Source organism: Xylanibacter rodentium, assembly GCF_013166575.1.
Classification (GTDB): domain Bacteria; phylum Bacteroidota; class Bacteroidia; order Bacteroidales; family Bacteroidaceae; genus Prevotella; species Prevotella rodentium.
This window is the reverse complement of sequence record NZ_JABKKE010000008.1, coordinates 113,724-133,065: the sequence shown is the minus strand read 5'-3', so window position 1 is coordinate 133,065 and position 19,342 is coordinate 113,724. Positions and strand designations below refer to the sequence as shown.

Below are 19,342 nucleotides of genomic sequence, written 5' to 3'. Positions count from 1 at the left end.
TTCCTTATATTTTTCTTTAAGAGGGTAATCTCTACATCCCCCTTTGGGGGATTATAGGGGGCTTCCGATTTTCACTTTCACTTCCTTTCCCGTATAGTTCACCATCGTGCCCTGCGGACTGTCGAGGTCGAGCTTGCGTGCGTTGTCCTTCGACACCAGCACCACGTTGAAGCGGCGGTTTTTCAGCATGCCGTCGAACGAGCCTTTGCGGCGGCCCACGGTGATAGTATGGGCGTTGTCGTCGTAGGTGATGTCGATGGTTGCGTAGCGTCCCTTCTCATAGTTGTAGTTTGTGCCCTCGTCCTCATAGAGCCGGAAACTGCCGTCGCGACCGGCATAGACATACAGATTGATGAGTTCGGCAGGCTTTTCGTCACTCCATTCCATGGCCGGCCCAAAGGGCAGGATTGCGCCTTCGGGCACGAATACGGGCATGCGCTCGTAGGGTGCCGATGCGGTGATGGTGCGGCCGCCATCGAGATACTTACCTGTGTACAGGTCGTACCATCCGCATTGTTTCGGCAGGTAGACCTCGCGTGAACGCATCTTGTAGTAACCTACGGGACAGGCCATGAGCGACGGTCCGAACATCCATTGGTCTTTGATGTCGAGTACGCGGTCGTCGCCGTTGAAGTCCATCACGAGCGGCCGCATCATCGTATAGTCGCTGAAGTGCACCCAACCCGCCATCGAATACATATATGGCATCATGTGATAGCGCAGACGGTCGTACCACACGATGGTCTTGTACGCCGGATGATTGTCGGGAGCTATGTTCCACGGCTCGCGCAGCGGCCATTGGCCGTGGGCGCGGTAGAGCGGGATGAAGCATCCGAACTGGTTCCAGCGTGTCTGAAGCTCGCGCCACTCTTTCAGGTCTTCGCTTTCCAACCCGCTCTTGTCGAATATCTTCTGTGCGGCCACATAGCGGTTCTCTACCGAGAAACCGCCCTGGTCCATACCCCAGAATGGCAGTCCGGAGATGCTGTAGTTAAGGCCTGCGGTCATCTGTGAGCGCATGTCTTCCCATCGTGTGCCTATGTCACCGCTCCATGTGGCTGTGCTGTAGCGCTGTTCGCCGGCGAAACCGCTGCGGGTGAGCAGGAAAACGCGTGTATTGGGGCGCACGGAGCGCTGTCCGTTGTAGATGGCATCGGCGTTGACGATGCTGTAGGCATTGAAGAATTCGGTCGACGAGCCGAGGGCTGTCGGTCCGCAGAGAGCCTTGCGATACCACATCGGTGTGCAGTCGCGCACATTGGGTTCGGAGGCGTCCATCCACCATGAGTCTATTCCGTAGTTGTATTTGGAATACAGGTTCTCGTCCATCTGACGCCAGAACATCCGTCGCGCTCCGGCGTCATAGGCATCGTAGAACGAGCCGCGGAAGCCGAGCCAGTCGTGTATATCGTCTTTTATGGCCTGACCGTACATCCATCCTTTGGCGTCAAGTTCTTTATAGTTGTCGACGGTGTCGTAAAACTTTGGCCATACGCTTATCATGAAACGACCGTGCATGGCGTGCACGCTGTCGAGCATGGCCTGCGGGTTGGGATAGCGCGAAGGCTCGAAGGTGTGGTCTCCCCACGAGTCGAGTTTCCAGTAGTTCCAGTCCTGAACGATGTTGTCTACGGGGATGTGGCGTCGGCGGAACTCCTCCATTGTCTTTTCCACTTCGTCCGACGACTTGTAGCGTTCGCGGCTCTGCCAGTAGCCCAGCGTCCATTTGGGATAAACGGAAGCCTTGCCGGTGAGCGTGCGGTAGCCCGACACAATCTCGTCCATGGACGGACCGGCAATAAAGTAGTAGTCCATGTATCGGTTCATCTCGCTCCAGATGCTCAGTCGGCCCTGCTCCTCGGCTGTGCGGGGCGTGGCCACGCGCAGACCGCAGTAGCTAACTCCACCGTCAGGACGCCATTCTATGCGTATTGGGGTGCGGCGGCCGGCCTTCAGCGGGCAGCGGAACTTCCACGCATTGGGGTTCCAGGCCGTACGCCATCGCTCGGGCACCACTTCGCGGCCGTCTGCATATACAGTCATGTAACCGGCATAGTAAAGCAGAAAATGATAGTCACCGTCGGCCGGTGCCTCGATGTAACCTTCGTAGGTGACGTGGGCTCCGTCGAGATTGAAGCCCTTAGGCAGGGCATATATGCCGAGGTCCTGCTTGTGCAGCGGGTTGACTTCAGGCACGGCGTGTTCGAAGTATATGGAGTCTTCGCCGCGCACAATCACACGGCCGTTTTTGTCGGTGTATGTTCCGGTGAGAGAGCCGGGCTGTCCGTCACGGTCATACAGACGGAAGGCCCGGTGCAGTTGCATATAGTCGTCGGGATTGCCGAAACGGCAATAGCTGTACGAATCCCACAGAAGTCCGTAACCGCGATTGCTCAGCACCATCGGTACGCTGACCTTGGTGTTGTACTGGAACAGTTCTTCGTTGCGGCCCTTCATGTTGAGTTCCTCCGCCTGATGCTGTCCGAGTCCGTAGAAGGCTTCGTCGGCCGGCGAGTCAAATTGCATGTGCCACGTCCAGCCGTTGCGCTGTCCGTCGGTGAGTGTGCCTGTGCCAGTTTCGCGTTCCGGTACGGTGAAGGGGCGGAAGGTTTTTCCGTCGCGTGCGGTTTCGCCAAGCAACAGCCGGCCGTCAGCGTCGTAGAACGCCACGTGTCCCGTTCGGCTGCTGACCACTGCACGCACTTGCCGGGTGCTCACGGTTATATCGTCGCCCTGTTGTGTCACTGTGAAACGGGTATTTGCTTTCTGCGGTACTACAATCAAGCTTTGTTTCTCGGGAAACGATGTTTCGGGTGTGGCCTCTACACGTACTATCTTGTCGCCAATTACCTGCAGACGCACCGTTTTTGCCCCTCTTTCACCGGGCGACTCTACGTTCACGGTGACGGTGTTGCCGCTCTTTGTATAGTTGCCGGTATGACCGTTGACAAATGTGCCTAAGAACAGGATGGCTGTCAAGAACAAATGTTTGTATATCATATTATAAGTATCGGTAAATGATGGATATTATTGTGGCCACGCGGCTGATTTTGTGCCTTCGGAGATGCCGTCCATCGCCGGTTGGCAGAATACGCTGAGTGACGAACGGTTAAGAATAGTCATCACGCCTTTTTCTCCTCCTTGGTTTGGTGCGTTGATATCCCATGCGAACGCCACTATGCCATTGTTCACGGCCTGACGGTTGACTTCGCGGAAGAACGCTTTCACGGAGGCGTCGTGTTCACTTTGGTTGGCAGTGAGCGAACGCCATTGTGCGCCGTATTCTCCGATAATCACGGGATAACCTTTGTCTATGAACGTTGTTTTCAAGCTGCCAAACTGGCTGCGAATCCATGATTCTTCGCCTGATGTCACGTTGTGGCTGCTGCCGTCTACGTGGTTGCCTTCACCCCAGAACCATGCGCCGTTGTCAGTTTGTCCGCAGAAATTCCACGGATCGTAGTAGTGAACTTCGACCATTATATATCCTTCGTCCGTATCTTCGGGCATGGTGAATCCCATGGCGGGGTCGACAGCTGATGATATGTTTGTGGCCGGTCCCTGTACCACCAGTGTGCGGCGGGCATGGTTTCCTCCGGTGGCGCGCACGGCATCGATGAAAGCCTGATTGTAACGGTTGAGTATCGGAGTGAGTTCCTTGTGGCGGCTGTTGAACAGTGCGTAGTTCTGGAACGGCTCGTTAAGTCCGGCGAAGAGCAGATGTTCGTCGTAGTTCTTGAATGCTGCGGCTATCTGTGTCCAGTAGTTCTTCAACTGTGCGGTCTTGTCCACGATGGTCTCCTCATCTACAGGGACGTACTTGTCGCTGCTTTTGCTGAAGCCTTTTTCTTCTATCCATCCTCCGTCCCAGTGGTCGTTTAGCACTACGTAAAGTCCGGCTTCGATACAGTAGTCCACGACTTCCTTTACACGTTCCATCCATTCTGTATTTATCCGGCTGTCGGTGGAGTGTATGTCCCATGAGCAGGGTATGCGGACGGATCTGAATCCTTGTGCCTTCACGAAGTCTATCACTTCTCGGGTTGTTCTGGTGCCCTGCCATGCGGTCTCGGCGCCGAGACCTGTTCCTGTCGCTTCAAGAGTGTTGCCAAGGTTCCATCCCGGATACATTTCGCGGGCCAGTTCGGCTGACTTGCGGAAGGTGTATTCCACATCTGGTTTTACTACTTTGCCCGTTTGTATTACAGCAATACGTGCGAAGGCTCCGTTGAGGTTGGCCAATATTGTTCCTGTGCGTTCCTCGCCGTCGTTCTTTTCGCATGCCACGAGAAATTCGGATGATTTGTTGTTGCCTGATGTGCGCTCTACGGTGAGCCAGTCGCTCTCGCTTCGCACGAAAGCCGTTCCGCCGACAACGGTGAACGATGCCGTGCCACCGTCGACTGTGAATGACATTCCGGTGGTAGAAATGTCCAACGTGCCGTTACTGCCGGCCAAAGGATTGGGATCGTCGTCGTCACTGCATGACGATAGGGCGAATGTCATTATGGCAAATGCCGCTGTGAGAAATATATATAGTCTTTTCATGTGTGCTATTATCTTTTAATATTTGGTGCTTTTTTGTTCGTCGTTTTTCGAATCTTAATGTTACGTGGCCCGTGTAATGGATTTACACGGGCCACGATGGCGGTGCATCACCACGGTTTTGCGAAAAGGTTGTCGTTGAAGTTGCCTATGGTGTATGTGGTACTTTCAGTGAAGCCGAGTGATTTGACGCAGTTGTTGCCTTCTACAGTCTCGGCACCGCCGAATGCCGGGTTGGCTGCCGTGCCTGCACCCCATATGTTATGCAGTTCGATACGGAAGTTGCCGTTGCCTTCGATGTCACCGGTGATTAGATTTGCAGCATTGAACGGCACGTCGGCACCGTCGTTGTTCACAGTCACCAGTTCGGCTGTAAAGGCGGGGAAGAAGTTGCGTATGCCCACAACATCGATAAGGTTGACAGCGCCGTTTACCGGAGCCGTGCCACCGTCACATTCGGCTGCAGTGAGGGTCATGTCCAGATTGGCGGTTGTCGCCTTGTAGCGGAAGTTGTCTTTCTCTATTCTCAAGGCACCGGGATATTCCTTGCCCCAATTGCCGGGCATGGCCCACGGTGAAACGAGGCCCACGGCTGTCTGCTTGACATTGAACGCCAGGTCGGCATCGAGTGATACTACAGTAAATGTCACCTCGAATGTAGAGTTGAACGCAAGGGCCGTCTCAGACGTAGTCTCGCCTCCGCCAGGCTGGAACGGGGTGTCAGCCAGGCCATTCCAGCCTTCGTTGTGTCCGCATCCCCAGATGTTGGCCATCTCGATACGGAAGTTGCCGTTGTTCTCTATGTCGCCGTAGTAGAATTTGTTGGCGTCGAATGGTACGTCGTTGCCGTCGGCCTTTATCGTCTCAATCTTAACGAATGCGTTGGGGTAGGCGGCTGCGAATTTCTCGATGTCTATCAGGTACACTTGTCCGTAGAGGCGCGGTTCGTTGGTGGAGAAGGTCACGGTGTAGGTGCCGGTGCCAGATACCGTTGTGGTTGCTGAAGCCCATCCGTCTGTAGGTTCGCCGTTCCGGCCCTGTCCGTAGCATGTCAGCTTTGCGTTGTAGCCGTACTTCTCGAGCTGTGGTATCATGTTGATGCTCAGTGTGGCGGGGTCGTTGTCGCGCAGCACACCGAACTGTACGGAGTTCTCGGTGAGCGACAGAATCTTGATGTCGGTGGTCAGGTTGGCCACATAGTCGGGTGTGAAGTTGGCCGGTGCCAGCATCGTGGCGTCTTTCAGGGTGATGGTCTTTTTCTCATCGTCGATGGTGTAAGTTCCGTTTTCCACCGTCTCGATGCCTTCGGCCGTAATGTGCTTCACTGCTACCGTTCCGTCTTCATTGAATGTAATCGAGCCACGGCAGTTCTTTGCGTCGCCGCCCACAGCCCATGTGTTGCCGGCAAAGTCGGCCGCCCAGCACCATGAGTCGCCCACGATAGGTTCGTTGTTGGATACGGTAGCCCATGAATCGTCGGTACCATAGAAATATGTCGGTCCGGGGAATATCTTGTATTCACCGTTGTCGGTGAGGTCAATCTCCCATGTCTTGCAGAGCATCGACTTGTCGAACGTAACATTCTTTGCAACGGATACGGGACGTATGGAGAGAGCCTGATATACAGGTGTGGTCGAGCGGGCGTTGCCTGACCGGTTGAAAAGGTAGCTCATGGCGAAGCGCGGGTCGGAGCTGTTGACGGAACCTGACATATAGCGGCCTTCGTTACCGGTGCCTGTTGTGGCACCTTTGGTACGCGAACCGGCTGCCGGGAGGAATATCGAATTGCCGTTGGGACCGGTAAAGCGGTATCCGGCCACTCCTTCCGTCTCTGTCCACTCTACCTGACAGCAACGGAACAGTTCTTCAAACTCGTCGATAGTAGGCATGGTAACCTTTCCACCGTATATCTTGTTGGCCACGTCGTTGGCAGTGCGGTATATGTCGGCGCCGGCATAGCTGTCCGGATTTATGCCGGTGTTGTAGCCTGTCATGTCTCCGAAACCGAACAGTCCGCCTGATTCCGTCTCCTTGGAAGCACCGACATTGTAGCGTGCCCATTTCGTCGACAGTCCGAGGTCGACGAGATCGTTGTCCACGTCGAAGGTCTGTGACGGCGTGGTGAGCGATTTTGTCTCTCCATAGACCACACCCGCTCCGAGGTCGATATATGCGGCATAGTAATATGTGGTGTTCGGCAGCATGCCTGAGGCCGCAACGGTATAGCTGTCGGCCGCATCGGCTGCTATCCGTACACCGGCACGCACATTCTCGTCTCCAGCAATGCCCGATACCACGATACCGGCCTCTGCATCAGCCGGATATTCGCTCAGTCTGCCGTTGAGTTTCGCCGAGTTTGCCGTAATGTCGGTTGCGTCGCCCGTGACAGCTTTTGCATTTGTCATGATGAGGCTTTTGACTTCACCGGTGTAGGTGATGCGGCCCTGCAGCGTGACGAATGCCTGATAGTAATACACATCGTTGGGCGCGCCCGATATGGCCGCGCTGAATTCCGCAGCGCTGTTGGCCACTACCCGCCCGGTTAGTTTGTCGGCTGCACCGCCATAGTAGAACCCTGTCGTGTAGGCTCCTGCCGACTGTCCGTCGAGCCCGCTCACCGTGCCGTGCATCAGTGCCGATGTGGCTGTTACGTCTGCCGAGCCTGTCACTACCGCGCCGTCTGAAAGCAGCGGGTTTGTACTTACGCTGAAATCGTCGTCGCTGCATGACGTGAACAATAATCCTGTGAACAGGGCTATCATTCCGAATAATATCTTATTTTTCATTGCTTTGTTCGTTTTGGTTATTCAATTATACAGGAAACACTTTCAAACATGTCGGTATAGTCGCCCTCGCCATAGCCGTCGAACTGTATCGACAGGTCGAGGCAAGTGGCTGTGAACTTCTGTGTGGCACCGGTGGTGTTCTTCAGTGTGACGGTGGTCTCGCCGTTCACGTTCACCGTCACGGCGTCGTCCATGTCGAAACATCCGGGTTCCCATGTCGTCTTGATGTTATTGTCGATAAGGGCGCATTTGGGTGTCTGACTCCATGTTATCACGCCCTCTTTCAATTTGAAGGTTACCTTGATGGTCTGGCCTTTCTTCAGTTTCACGCTGGCGGCATCCTTGAATATGCCGTTTCCGCCGTCGCCATAATGGTGGAAGGCCAGACGCACGCAACCGTTTTCTGTCCATGTGATGCCCTCGTCGCTATAGTTGTCCGTCAGGGGCACAACGGTCGGGCCGGTCTGTCCGGCGCTGATCTGCTTGTAGTTGAGCTTGGCCACAAGATACGAATCGGTGTTGCCTTTGTCGTCGGTCGATGACGGTATGCCTATCATCATGCTCTCGCCCGGTTCGCAGGACATCACTGTAAACTCCTTTCCTGTGACGGTGACAGTGCGGAAATCGTTCGATGCTGTCAGTATGGTTATCTCGTTGTCAAACACGAGCTTGCCGTCGGTTATGGTAAGTTTGCCTTCCGTCTCTCCGGCTGTATAGTCGTAGCTGCCGTCGGAAGCCTTGGATATGACGAGTTCAAAGTCACCGATGTCGTCGCCCGCAGCCGGAGCCCAGGCTGCCGTATAGTCGCCGCCGGTGACACCCTGCCATGCGGTCACGCTTGGCGAACCGTTCCACCACATCCATTCATATGGCATCTCCTCGTCGATGGTAAATGTCATCTGGCTGCCGACATATGTCACTCCGTCGGCCTCTATGGTGAACAGGTCGGTATCAAGATTGTCGAATATCGGCAGCACGGGTTCTGCCTTGTCTATCAGTCCGGCATCTTCCTTGGGAATACATTCGCCATGTGTCTGTATGACTTCTTCCGATACGAAGTTCCATACGATGTACCAGTTGCCTTCGGAGTTGGTGCGTCGAGTAACGAGGCTGAGATAATACGGTGTAAGCTCTATTATCTGTATGTCCTGCGTATAGTTGGCGCAAACCTCGTCAAAGCTGATGTTGTGCAGGGCGTAACAGTCTGTAAACGATATGGAGGGTTTTGTCTTGTCGGTCAGTGCAAGGTTGAACTTTCCTGTCATGTTGCTGCCGGTGCTTGCTCCTTTGCTGCCACTCTCGCCGCGATATACCGTTGCCACGCAGCCGTTCTTGGCGTCCATACTGAACTGCATGTACGAATCCATGTATGGGTCGGTCTCTGGTATCAGCCACGACTGGAAGCCCGGGTCCCAGTTCGGCGCCCAATTGTCGCGTCCGAACGTGATGTCCTTGTATACAAGATTGGCCTCGTCGTCGGCGGTGAATCCCTTGCCGTCGTTGTCCGGGTCGTATGGCGACATGTACATCACCGGTCCTGTACAGCCCAGGCCGTAGTCGGCGTCGCACGGATACCATTTCTTGCTGATGCCTGCTGCCAGTGTTGCGGCGTCGGGCAGCTTGTCGCCCGTATGGAAGTTGTTGTCGGCCAGATAGAACCACTTGTCGTCGCTGAGCAGACCGAAGTCGTTCTGTCCGAGGGTGAACTTGTAGGGCTCTCCGTAGACTGTTCCCGCACGTGTCTCTGCTCCGAACGTCACCTCATAGTCGCCTGCGAAAGGCAGTTCGAGAGTCAGTTCGCTTTCCTGCGAGCGTCCGTTGGGCGTCACCCACAGCGGTGTGCATCCGCTTATTTTTGATGCCAGATGCACCTTGTTGCCGTCGATGGTGACGGTATAGGCATTGGGAGCGACAAGATTTTCACTCGAATACTGTGCTCCGCCGAAGTCGTGGTCATCGGGCGTACAGGCGCCGAATAGCAGCAGGGCGCTTGTCATCAATGAATAGATATGATTGAGTTTCATGTTGTTCTTGTTTTTTGTTATTGTTAATACCGAAGCTCTGTATCAGGTTGGCATCACCATCCCTCATTCTGTGTAAGCACGCCTCCCGAGAGGGTAATCTGGGTGTTGGGTATCTGCATCAGTCCTTTCTTGGCGGTGAAGTTGTTCACGTCGAAACGTGTCGTGGCTTCCATGCCACCGTTCAGCACCGGTGCTCCGTCTTGTGCCGCGGCGATGGCCCGTCCGGCATAGGCTCCGTCTTTTTCGTAGCGCATCAGATCCCAGTAGTGAAGTCCCTCAAAGGCAAACTCTATGGCACGCTCGTTGCGTATGTTCTCTATACTGTAGGCCAGTGTCTCGCCAGGATAGGTGCGGCGGTGCACTTGGTTGAGGCCGTCGGCCGTCTCGGTGAGCTCGGAGTGCATCAGCAGCACGTCGGCATAGCGCATCACCGTCCAGTCCTGATAGTACGTCAGGTTCATGTGGGCTATGCCGAGGTTGAAGCCCACCTCCTGACGTGTGCCGTCGGCAAAGCACATCGGAGCGTATTTGCGGGTGTAGTAGCCCGTATACTCGTATGTGTCGTTCAGGTCGGCCTTGAATCCGGCCTCGTCGCAGCTCCATACGCATGTGCTGAACCGCGGGTCGTCCTTGTACTTGTCGACAAAAGCCTTTGTCACCGGGCATGCTCCCCATCCGCTTGCGATATATACGCTGGTGGCGCAGACATTGCGCGGGCCGAGATACACCTGGAATACGTTTCCGTCGGCATTGCCGTCGTAGTCGGATGTGGAGCCGAACTTAAGGTTGAGGATTACCTCTTTCGATATGTCGCTCTTCCATCCGTCGTTGTAGTACTTGCCCTTATATGTAGTCTCCCATGCGTAGGTGTCGCCCACGGCCTTGGTGCATGCCGGCATGAACAGGTCGGCATAGTCAGGCTCCAGTTCGTATCCGCCGTTCTGTATCACATCGTTTAGAGCGTCGATGGCTTCCTGCTTCGTGCAGGCTTCGTTCTCCGTTCCGTAGTAGCCGGTGTAGTACAGATATGCGCGTGCGAGAAGAGCCTCGGCGGCATATTTGGTGATATGTCCGTCGTTGCTTTCGCGGGCCGACAACGGGAAAGCGTCGGCCGGAATATTGGCGGCAGCATACTTCAAGTCATTGAAGATAACCTTGTACACTTCGGCAGCCGGGGTGCGGGCGATGTTCTCTTTTGACGGTCCTGTCAGCAGCGGCACATCGCCGAACATGCGTGCGAGGTCAAAATAGAGGATGGCACGCAGCGCGCGGGCCTGCCCTGTCACGCGTCCCTTGTCGGCCTCGGTGCCCCAATCCGTCACGTCCTCGTTGGCAATAATCTTGTTGCAGCGGAATATGGCGTTGTAATAGTTGGTCCAGTCGGCATTGAACAGGTTGTTGTACGACGGTGCCACAGACAGGTCAAACTGGTCGATGGCGTTGTTGTTCTTGGCGTCTGACAGTCCCAGTCCGCCGTGGGCCTGGTCTGATGCGAACTCGGCCAGCATGAATATGCCTACATCCTCGCTGCTGATGGTGCGTTGCCATCCGTCGTAGCATCCCACCAAGGCCAGCTCGGCAGCCTCAAGGTTCCGGTATGCGGTCTCGTCGTTCTGTTGGGTCATCGATTCTGTATCGAGTGAGCACGATGTAACGGCAAATGCCGACAGAGCCATGGTGCCCGTTAAGAATATATGTCTTGTCTTCATATTATGTTTTCTTTGTTATCGGTTAAAAAGCAATGTTCACACCAACAATGAATGTGCGCGGATGAGGGTAGTAGCCCATGTCCACTCCCGACACCCATGTCTGTGTTGTCGAGCCGTCTGAATTGACGTGATTGGCGTCGGTGCCGTTGTACGAGCCAACCTCGGGGTCCATGCCGTCGTATTTGGTCAGCGTGAGCAGGTTCTGTGCCTGAAGGTAGAGACGGAGTCTGGATATGCCTTTCCATGCGATGAGGCGCTTGAAGTCGTAGCCCAGCGTGAGGTTTTGCAGCCGGATATAGTCGCCGTCCTGCAGATAGAGGTCGGAGAATAGCCAGTTGCCAACGTCGTTGTATGTCACGCGGGGCATCTTGTTGCTCGTGCCCTCGCCTGTCCAGCGGTCCAGTATGCTGCGGCTGTAGTTGGCCTGTGCGGCGTTGGGATTGCGGTACGACTGTGCTATCTTGAAGCCTGCGGCGCCGGTGGCGTTGAGCCCGAGGTCGAAACCTTTCCATCCCAGCATGATGTTGAAGCCGAAGGTGTATTTGGGCAGACCGTTGCCCAGGTCTGTCTTGTCCTTGGCGTCTATCATTCCGTCGCGGTTGATGTCCACATATTTCACGTCGCCGGGCTGCACGTTGGCCTGCATCACGCCGTTGCCTGCTGCAATCCAGCTGTCGATATCCTGCTTGCTCTGGAATATTCCGGCTGTGCGGTAACCCCAGAAATATCCGATGGCGTGTCCGTTCTCGGCGCGGTAGAACTCCTCGGCATTCTGGTATATCTGATTGGTGTTGCCGTGGATGATGCCGTCTTCTGTTGGTATGCTGCCCACTTCGTTGTGGTTGTAGGCGAAGTTGGCGCCTACGCTGTATGTGAAGTCCCGGCCGATGTTGTCGTTCCATGTCAGTCCGAGTTCCACGCCGGTGTTCTTGACGTCGCCGCCGTTTATTATCGGGCCTGCCGTTCCGGCCGTGGCAAGTACGGGAGCCTGCACGAGCCAGTCCTTGGTGCTCTTGACATACCAGTCGGCTGTCAGTGCGAGCCGGCTGCTCAGGAAGCGCGCGTCGATACCGATGTTGATTTGTTCTGATGTTTCCCACTTCACGTCTTCGTTGGCCAGACGGCTCGGATATGAACCGGTGGACCATCCCTCCTGTCCGCCGTTGGTGCCGAAGTTATAGTTTACGTTGGTTGTTGTCACCGGAGCAAGATACTGCCAGCAGTTGATGTTGGCGTTGCCCACCTGTCCCCAGCTCACGCGCAGTTTGAGGAAGTCCATCCACGAACGTGCGCTCTTCATGAAGTCCTCCTCGCTGACGGTCCATCCGGCCGATACCGAGGGGAAGTAGCCCCAGCGGTTGCCCGGTGCGAATTTTGACGAGCCGTCGGCACGCAGGGTGGCGTTGACCATATAACGGTCTTTCCACGACCATCCGAGACGTGCGAAGTATGACATGCTGCGCACAGGGTCGTAGGGCGCGCCTTTTGCCGATTTGTTGGCAGTGCCGTTGGTATTGGTGAGCCAGGCGTGGTCCCAGTCGTCGAAGCCGGGTACGATGCCCGTGTTGTATCCTTCGGTGCTGCTGCCGTCATATTTCGACCATTCCGTACCCACGAGGGCACTGATGTCGTGGCCACCCTTGAGGGTGAAGTCGTAAGACAGGGTGTTGGTCCACACCATCGACAGTCCGTGGCCGTTGCTTTGGCGCACGCTTTCCTCGGTTTGTCCGCTTTGCGGCGAGAAGCTGTAGGCGGGAGTGTACGACCGGTAGTCGGATGCTCCGTAGCCTACGGCAAAGACGGTCTTGAACTTGAGGTTCTTTATAGGCTCCACCTGCATGTATGCGTTGGCGTCGAGGTTTCCGCTGCGGCTGCGGTTGTAGCGGTTCACCATCATCGTTCCGTAAGGGTTGCCGTCGTTGACGTTCCAGTCGGAACCTGTAGTGTCGTAATAGCCGCCGTCGGGTCCGTATACGGGCATGATGGGCGAAGCCGAGAATGCCGAGCGCAGGTTGTTGTTGTATATGTTGCCCGTGCCCATGTTGCGGCTGTCCTTCCACACAAAGCTCACGTGCTCGCCAACGGTGATGAGTCCGTCGTACATCTTGTGCTCGGAGTTGGCGCGGAAGTTATACCTTTTATAATAAGAGACGTCCTTTCCTCCGATAACGCCGTCCTGACCGGTATATCCGCCCGAGATGACATATGTCGACGTCTTGCTGCCGCCGGCGAACGACAGGTTGTGGCTCGTTGTCAGTGCGCCGTCATCGATGGCATTGTCTATCCAGTCGGTGTCGTATATGTTTCCGTTGGCATCATGTATGGAGTTGAGCGAAGCCCAGTCGACGGGCGACATGCCGGAGTTGAGCCGTGCCTCGTCCATGATGCTCATGTATTCGCGCGAGTTGAGCATGTCAAACTTGCGGCCCACGGTCTGCCAGCCTACATACCCGTCGTACGAGATCTTGCTTGTGCCTTCCTTTCCGCTCTTTGTCGTGACGAGAATCACGCCGTTGGCAGCCTGCGCGCCGTAGATGGCGGCCGAGGCGGCATCCTTGAGCACGTCGATGCGTTCGATGTCGGCCGGGTTGAGGTTGGTGATGTCACCGGCGATGCCGTCGATGAGATAGAGCGGCTGCGAGTTGCCCACGGTGCCGAGGCCGCGGATGGTGACGCTCATGGACGCGCCGGGCTGGCCTGATGTGGACACGATGTTGACTCCGGGCGTCTGTCCCTGCATGGCTGACAGCGGGTTGACCGTGTTGAGCTTCTGTATGTCGTCGCCCTTGAGTTGCATCGTGGCTCCGGTGACGAGCTTCTTCTTCATAGTGCCGTAGCCTATCACGACGACGTCGTCGAGTGTCCTGCTGTCTTCCTTGAGCTTTATGTCCATCGTCTGCTGGCCGTTGTACGTCTGCTCGGCCGCCGTATAACCTATGTATGAGAAGACGACAATGTCTCCCCGTTTCAGACCGTTGAGGGCATAGTTGCCGTCGTAGTCGGTAACACTTCCTTTCGATGTTCCTTTTACCACTACGCTGACTCCTATCAGCGGTTCGCCATCCGATGCGCCGGTTACGTTTCCTTTCAGCTTGCCGTCTTGTGCGGCGGCACTTGCGGAAAACATGATCAGCATTAGTGTGATGAAGAGGCTTCCGGCTCTCTCCGTCCGCTTGAATAGTTTTCTGAAGTTCATCATGTCATGTTTTTATTGTTAGTAAAATGTTTATAGGTATCAATCAGTTATTAGTTGCGGAACTTGCATTTTTATTTCCGTTTTCTCGCCACGGCTCGAAAGGAACGGCTTGGTTATGCATGGTTACAAAATTACTTTTTATATGCAATACTAATAGGACGAAATGTTATAAAAAAGCGCCTTTTTGTTATTTTAAGCCTGTTTTAGGGTGTTTTCTGCATGGTAAGGGTGTAGACTGGATGCAGTATTAGAGGTTAGAATGTAAAATAAGCTCCTGCAATCTTCTTTACAGACACATTGCAGGAGTTCATCATTTTCATTATAAGAATCTGATGTTGTTTTTTGTAAATTTCAAAGTATGGCATCCTCCTTTTATGTCATAGACAGTCAATATATATATGCCATTGTCAAGAGTTGATATATCTATAATGTTACTTTCGGGTCTTTTGGGTAAAGAAATCAATCCTTGAATAGTTTTTTCAGAAGTATATGGCATCACTTTTTTTATTTGATATGATGATACAAGTAGCCTGCCGGATGTGTCATGTCGTTGTGTATCATCCAAAAATACCTTTATTTGGTCATTGTTGACATTAAATTTAAGGTCAATGCTTGTTGTCGGAGTCAACGGTTGTAATACATAGGTTTCACTTTTTGTTGAACCGTTTTTGTTATATGCAGTTATAGTGAATGTAGAGGTGAATTCCCTGTCTACGGTAGCGGTAAAATATCCTTTTCTGAAATCAGGAACTTCATATTGATACGGCATGTCATTACCTTCGTCTAATTGAGACACCACAACCCTTGTTACGCCTTCTATATCTTTCAGACCAATTTCTACGTCCCTATAATATTCATCTTCAGGAGGTAATACTTTTGATTTAGACATTTTAACTCGTTGTGGTAGATAATCCAATACATAATACTTTGACCATCCTGATGTTCTTTTATATGTTGGAGGTAAGTGCTGCGAATATGTTATTCTGCACCGTAAATATCCATCACAAGTCCTTGCATATTCTTCAATGTCATAATTGAGTGTAAAATCAGTTGTTGATACTTCCAACGGACGATTGGGCATTCCGAAAAAATAAACATTATCCCATGTCCCATCTTTTTTGAGCAAACAGATAGCCCAACCGTCAAAATCAAATTCTCCACCATAATAATCAGGTGCGTATATTTTCAAAAAAGAAGGTAAAATGTTATTTGTTTTTTCTATACTGTTTTTTTTAATATCAGCAGATTTTTCTGTATTTTCAATACTTGAAATATTTATTTTTTGCGGGGATTCTTCAAATATAGTTCCATTGAAAGGAACAACATTGTCTGTTGTCGTTCCTTTTTGATTAAAAGAATTAAGATTGTCTCCTACAGTAATATCACTTTTCCAATTTAGAGTGTTTTCAAAAAAATTATAAGTATGTACATCAGAAATATCTCTTATAACACTTCCTCTACCAAAGTCAAATGACAGTAATTGTGATAGTTTTACGTTTTCATCAGGAATGAAATAGTTAAGGGATCTCTCTTGATCCCAAGTAACAGGTGCATAAATAGTAAATTTCCCAAATGCCAAACTTCCCTTGATTGCATTTAAATATGCTTGATGATTGTCGCCATCATATCCTAAACAGTCCAATACATGTTTTTCGTATGGTAAAATGTTGTTTGTGTTAATTCTGAATTGTTCGTTCCTGACAATCTTGTTATTCCATATTATACCAAAAGATTTTGCAATATCTCTAAGGACTATTGTAACAAAGTCATAGTAATTGTCGTCTATAGTATTTTCGTCTAAAGCGAAAGAACAATTTTCTATAAGTTTGTTTGATTTATTAAAATATGTTATTGTTATGTCATGCTCTTTAAACATATCCTCACTTAGGATGTTGTCATAAATACCAGCATTTCCTCTTCCTGAAAAATCAATATAAGCAGTACCTTTTATTTGGGTCCATGTAGATACATTGGTATATGGATGATATGAAAGTTTGTCATTCGTGTGAGAGCGTGTTTGTATTGCTATGCGAGACAGAGACGCACTTTGTGTTTCCTCGTCAAGTTTTGCGAGAATCCTTATAGGGAATGTTGTAGGCATTGCCTCTTCCCATATTTTGCAGGCATATTCAAATGCACCTTTCATCTCATTTGTCCAATTGCCATTGAAGTCAACAATAATCTTGGTTCCTCCATATACTTCTCTGATAATAGGCAAGCCATATTCCTGTCTGACAATATTGTCAGATACATACGATTCATCTTCCATCACCTCTTGCCCAAAACAAGGAATAGAAAGAATACCTAATACAAAAATCAATACTTTTTTCATAATATAACTTTTAGTGAATATTTTCTATTATCATTCGAAACAGCAATAACTGTATATATACCTTTGGGTAAATTGCTGATATTTATGGATGAAGTGTTCGTTACAGTTTTCATTATTTTTCCATCTATACGATATACAGACAACTGTTTTGCAATACCTGTAAAACAGAGCGAACCGTCTTTTACGAATAAATTGTGGGGTTGATTGTCATATCTGTCGTGTATACCCATTTCATAGTTCATTTCATCTTCCACAAATTTCAATATTTGAGGGTCCTCTATATAGTCGTTGGAATATATGGTATCGCTATATGCTGAAATTCCAAATTCGTTAGTTGCAAAAAGAAACATTTTAAGGTCCCATGTATATCTGTCATAATATAAACGAAATGTATTGTCGTCTATTTTTACGTTTGTAGGACTATCTTGTATATAGAAATGATATTCACCTCTGATGTCTGGATACGGTTCTGATGATAGTAGATATATTACATCACATTCTTTTGAGTCAACGGTCATTTCAAATATAGGATCTATAAAGTTCCTCCAATCATAATCGAAGTAATCATAACTTAAAGCAGCGTTCAAGATGATGGGTCTTGTCGGCAACACATCGAATTTTATAGAAACAGTATCTTCTATATTGTCGTGTTCACAAACGACAATACCGTCAAAATATGTATGCCCGGTTTCATAATCAATAGTCTTCATTGCTCGTTTCCAATCGAAATGGGTGGCCTTGGCCGATACTTCAAAGAAAATTGACTCTGATTTTTCAAGATATTTATGCCACTCCATTTGGTATTGATTTGACTCTGAAGACCAAATCTCTTTAAGAATATATACAGTCCAATTAGCAGGCTTTTTACCAGATAAAGAAAATACGGCCATATCGTTTCTCTTTATCAGATATGAAGAGGCTACAATCTCACTATCTGAAATGCTTTCGGCAAAGCACTTCGGACAGAAAACAAAAATATATGCAATTATTAAAAATATGATTCTCATTTGTTCAGATACTTTACGGTTATTGTTTTTCCATTGTCATTATATATTTTCAGGATAAACAATCGTTTGCTCATATCTTTAAGCTCACTTGTTTTATTTATCCGTTTTAAGTATTGTCCTGTTGTGCTGTACACGTCAATGTGTGTTATGTTGCTCTTTCTTTCAATCTCATTGACAGACACAGGACTTGCTTTTTGATTATAGTATCCGTGCAGTGGTTGGACGTAAGTGTCATTGCCATAATCATTTTTTGCAACAATATTAAAATATGCTTCGCCCAAAGAGTCTATATCGGTGATTTTAAACCGTGCATAATAAGGCGAATCTGAAAAATAGGCCTTGGTAAGAGAACTGTATTCCTCCTCTACGTATGAATGTAGATAGTGGCTTCCCTGATAGTATACATCTACTGTTGCGTCATAATATGAGTCGTCATAAGAACACGGAGTAATGTCGATTATATCCACTTCTAAAATACGTGGCTTCAATTCCAAAGTGATGCAATATGAGCAATCGATTGTTTTTCCGTCTGATATTCCTTTGAAATTTATTATTCCGCATATATCACCCTCTATGGTATGTTCATATGGCTCTTCATCGTTTACAGCCGGAATGGTAAATGTTGTATTGGTTGAAGTGGAAATTTTTTTATATCCTCCAGTTTTAAGTGGAAGTAAATATTCCCATTCATGCTTACTCAAAGGTAAGCCATTCGACTGTATGTAGAATTTATGTGGCTGATATGCCGATGTGATACCGGTTTCGTCTATATCTTCACCTACAATTTTGAAAGGTTGCTCAGAGTTGAAATTCCAGCCTATGGATGAAAGCATATTTATCGTGGCTTCATCAACGACAAGGTCGCTTTGTATACATTCTCCATGATACATTATAGAACTTGGATTGGCTGAGTATTTCAGTGATTTTATCTCATCAAAATTTTCAGGTGCATATATTTTATATGAGTCTGCTTTTTGCAGCGCATACAGATAGCCGCATTTTTGCAATACAAAGTCTTTGAATTCCTGACGCTTTTTATTTGTCAGGTCTTCCATGCGCTTCCCGTCTTCCGAAAATACAAGTTTGTCGAATACCGATATTCCGTTTGTAAAGTAAAATCTGAAATCTCCTCGTTTGTCTTTTTTTACTGATGAACCATAACCTAAACTTCTGCCTATCGATTGAAGCATTGCCAATAATAATTTTTTCGGATTGATTTCGTTTCCAGTTCCAATTCCTATGCACCAATCAATGTCAGAATTTATTTTTATTTCTGCATCGCAATTATTCGTGTTTCCGGATATACCTAATTTTGAATACAAGGATTTTGGGTAATACATCCCGTTTTCAACATTCAAGTTATAGGCAACATTTGTAATGATGTCATGCTCTATTGTGTTGTCAAAATATAAATCCAGTTTGAGTGAATCTTTTATGTTCATATAATCTTTCCATACTCCTGTAGCTATCTCCACAGCTCTTTTCAATGAATCGGGCATGTTGTCATCTTTGTATCTGACATCTATATTGCCATATCCCTTATTGGAAATTCTTTTAAACTTCGCCATATCAGACACTATGAATTTTGTTTTGCTGAAATTGAAATTATCCTCATAGCTTATATTTACAGCATCTTGATTTTGCGAGTGTAGCATAACCGGACAAATAAGTGTTGTCAGGAATGTGGTAATTTTAAGAATAAACTTTCTGTTAATCATAATTTTTAATTTTTGGTTTGACATT

Annotated in this window: 9 protein-coding genes; all 9 read right to left on the bottom strand. The window is 49.8% G+C overall.

The window, feature by feature from the left end:
- Positions 1-51: 51 nt before the first annotated feature.
- Positions 52-3,000 carry a TIM-barrel domain-containing protein gene (locus HPS55_RS06435; protein ID WP_172174547.1) on the bottom strand — a complete coding sequence of 983 codons (2,949 nt, stop codon included), beginning with the start codon at positions 2,998-3,000 and terminating at the stop codon, positions 52-54.
- Positions 3,001-3,027: 27 nt separating this feature from the next.
- A complete protein-coding gene (locus tag HPS55_RS06430) occupies positions 3,028-4,548 on the bottom strand; it encodes a cellulase family glycosylhydrolase (protein WP_172174550.1) in 1,521 nt (506 codons plus the stop codon).
- Positions 4,549-4,655: 107 nt separating this feature from the next.
- Positions 4,656-7,331 carry a hypothetical protein gene (locus tag HPS55_RS06425; RefSeq protein WP_216653101.1) on the bottom strand — a complete coding sequence of 892 codons (2,676 nt, stop codon included), beginning with the start codon at positions 7,329-7,331 and terminating at the stop codon, positions 4,656-4,658.
- A 17-nt stretch (positions 7,332-7,348) separates the two neighbouring features.
- Positions 7,349-9,355, bottom strand: a complete 2,007-nt coding sequence (locus HPS55_RS06420) for a hypothetical protein (RefSeq protein WP_172174553.1) — start codon at positions 9,353-9,355, stop codon at positions 7,349-7,351.
- A 53-nt stretch (positions 9,356-9,408) separates the two neighbouring features.
- Entirely contained in the window at positions 9,409-11,064 is a 1,656-nt protein-coding gene (locus HPS55_RS06415; RefSeq protein WP_172174556.1) for a RagB/SusD family nutrient uptake outer membrane protein, read from the bottom strand.
- A 22-nt stretch (positions 11,065-11,086) separates the two neighbouring features.
- Positions 11,087-14,200 (bottom strand): SusC/RagA family TonB-linked outer membrane protein, encoded by a 3,114-nt coding sequence (locus HPS55_RS06410; RefSeq protein ID WP_410543860.1) that lies wholly within the window; start codon positions 14,198-14,200, stop codon positions 11,087-11,089.
- Between the two features lie 379 nt (positions 14,201-14,579).
- The gene (locus HPS55_RS06405) at positions 14,580-16,592 is read right to left on the bottom strand and encodes a hypothetical protein (protein ID WP_172324761.1); all 2,013 of its coding nucleotides are present in this window, start codon (positions 16,590-16,592) and stop codon (positions 14,580-14,582) included.
- Complete coding sequence (locus HPS55_RS06400; RefSeq protein ID WP_172174561.1) at positions 16,589-17,599, bottom strand: T9SS type A sorting domain-containing protein; 1,011 nt, start codon at positions 17,597-17,599, stop codon at positions 16,589-16,591. The genes HPS55_RS06405 and HPS55_RS06400 overlap by 4 nt, the downstream gene beginning before the upstream one ends.
- Complete coding sequence (locus tag HPS55_RS06395) at positions 17,596-19,317, bottom strand: hypothetical protein (RefSeq protein WP_172174564.1); 1,722 nt, start codon at positions 19,315-19,317, stop codon at positions 17,596-17,598. The genes HPS55_RS06400 and HPS55_RS06395 overlap by 4 nt, the downstream gene beginning before the upstream one ends.
- Positions 19,318-19,342 lie beyond the last annotated feature (25 nt).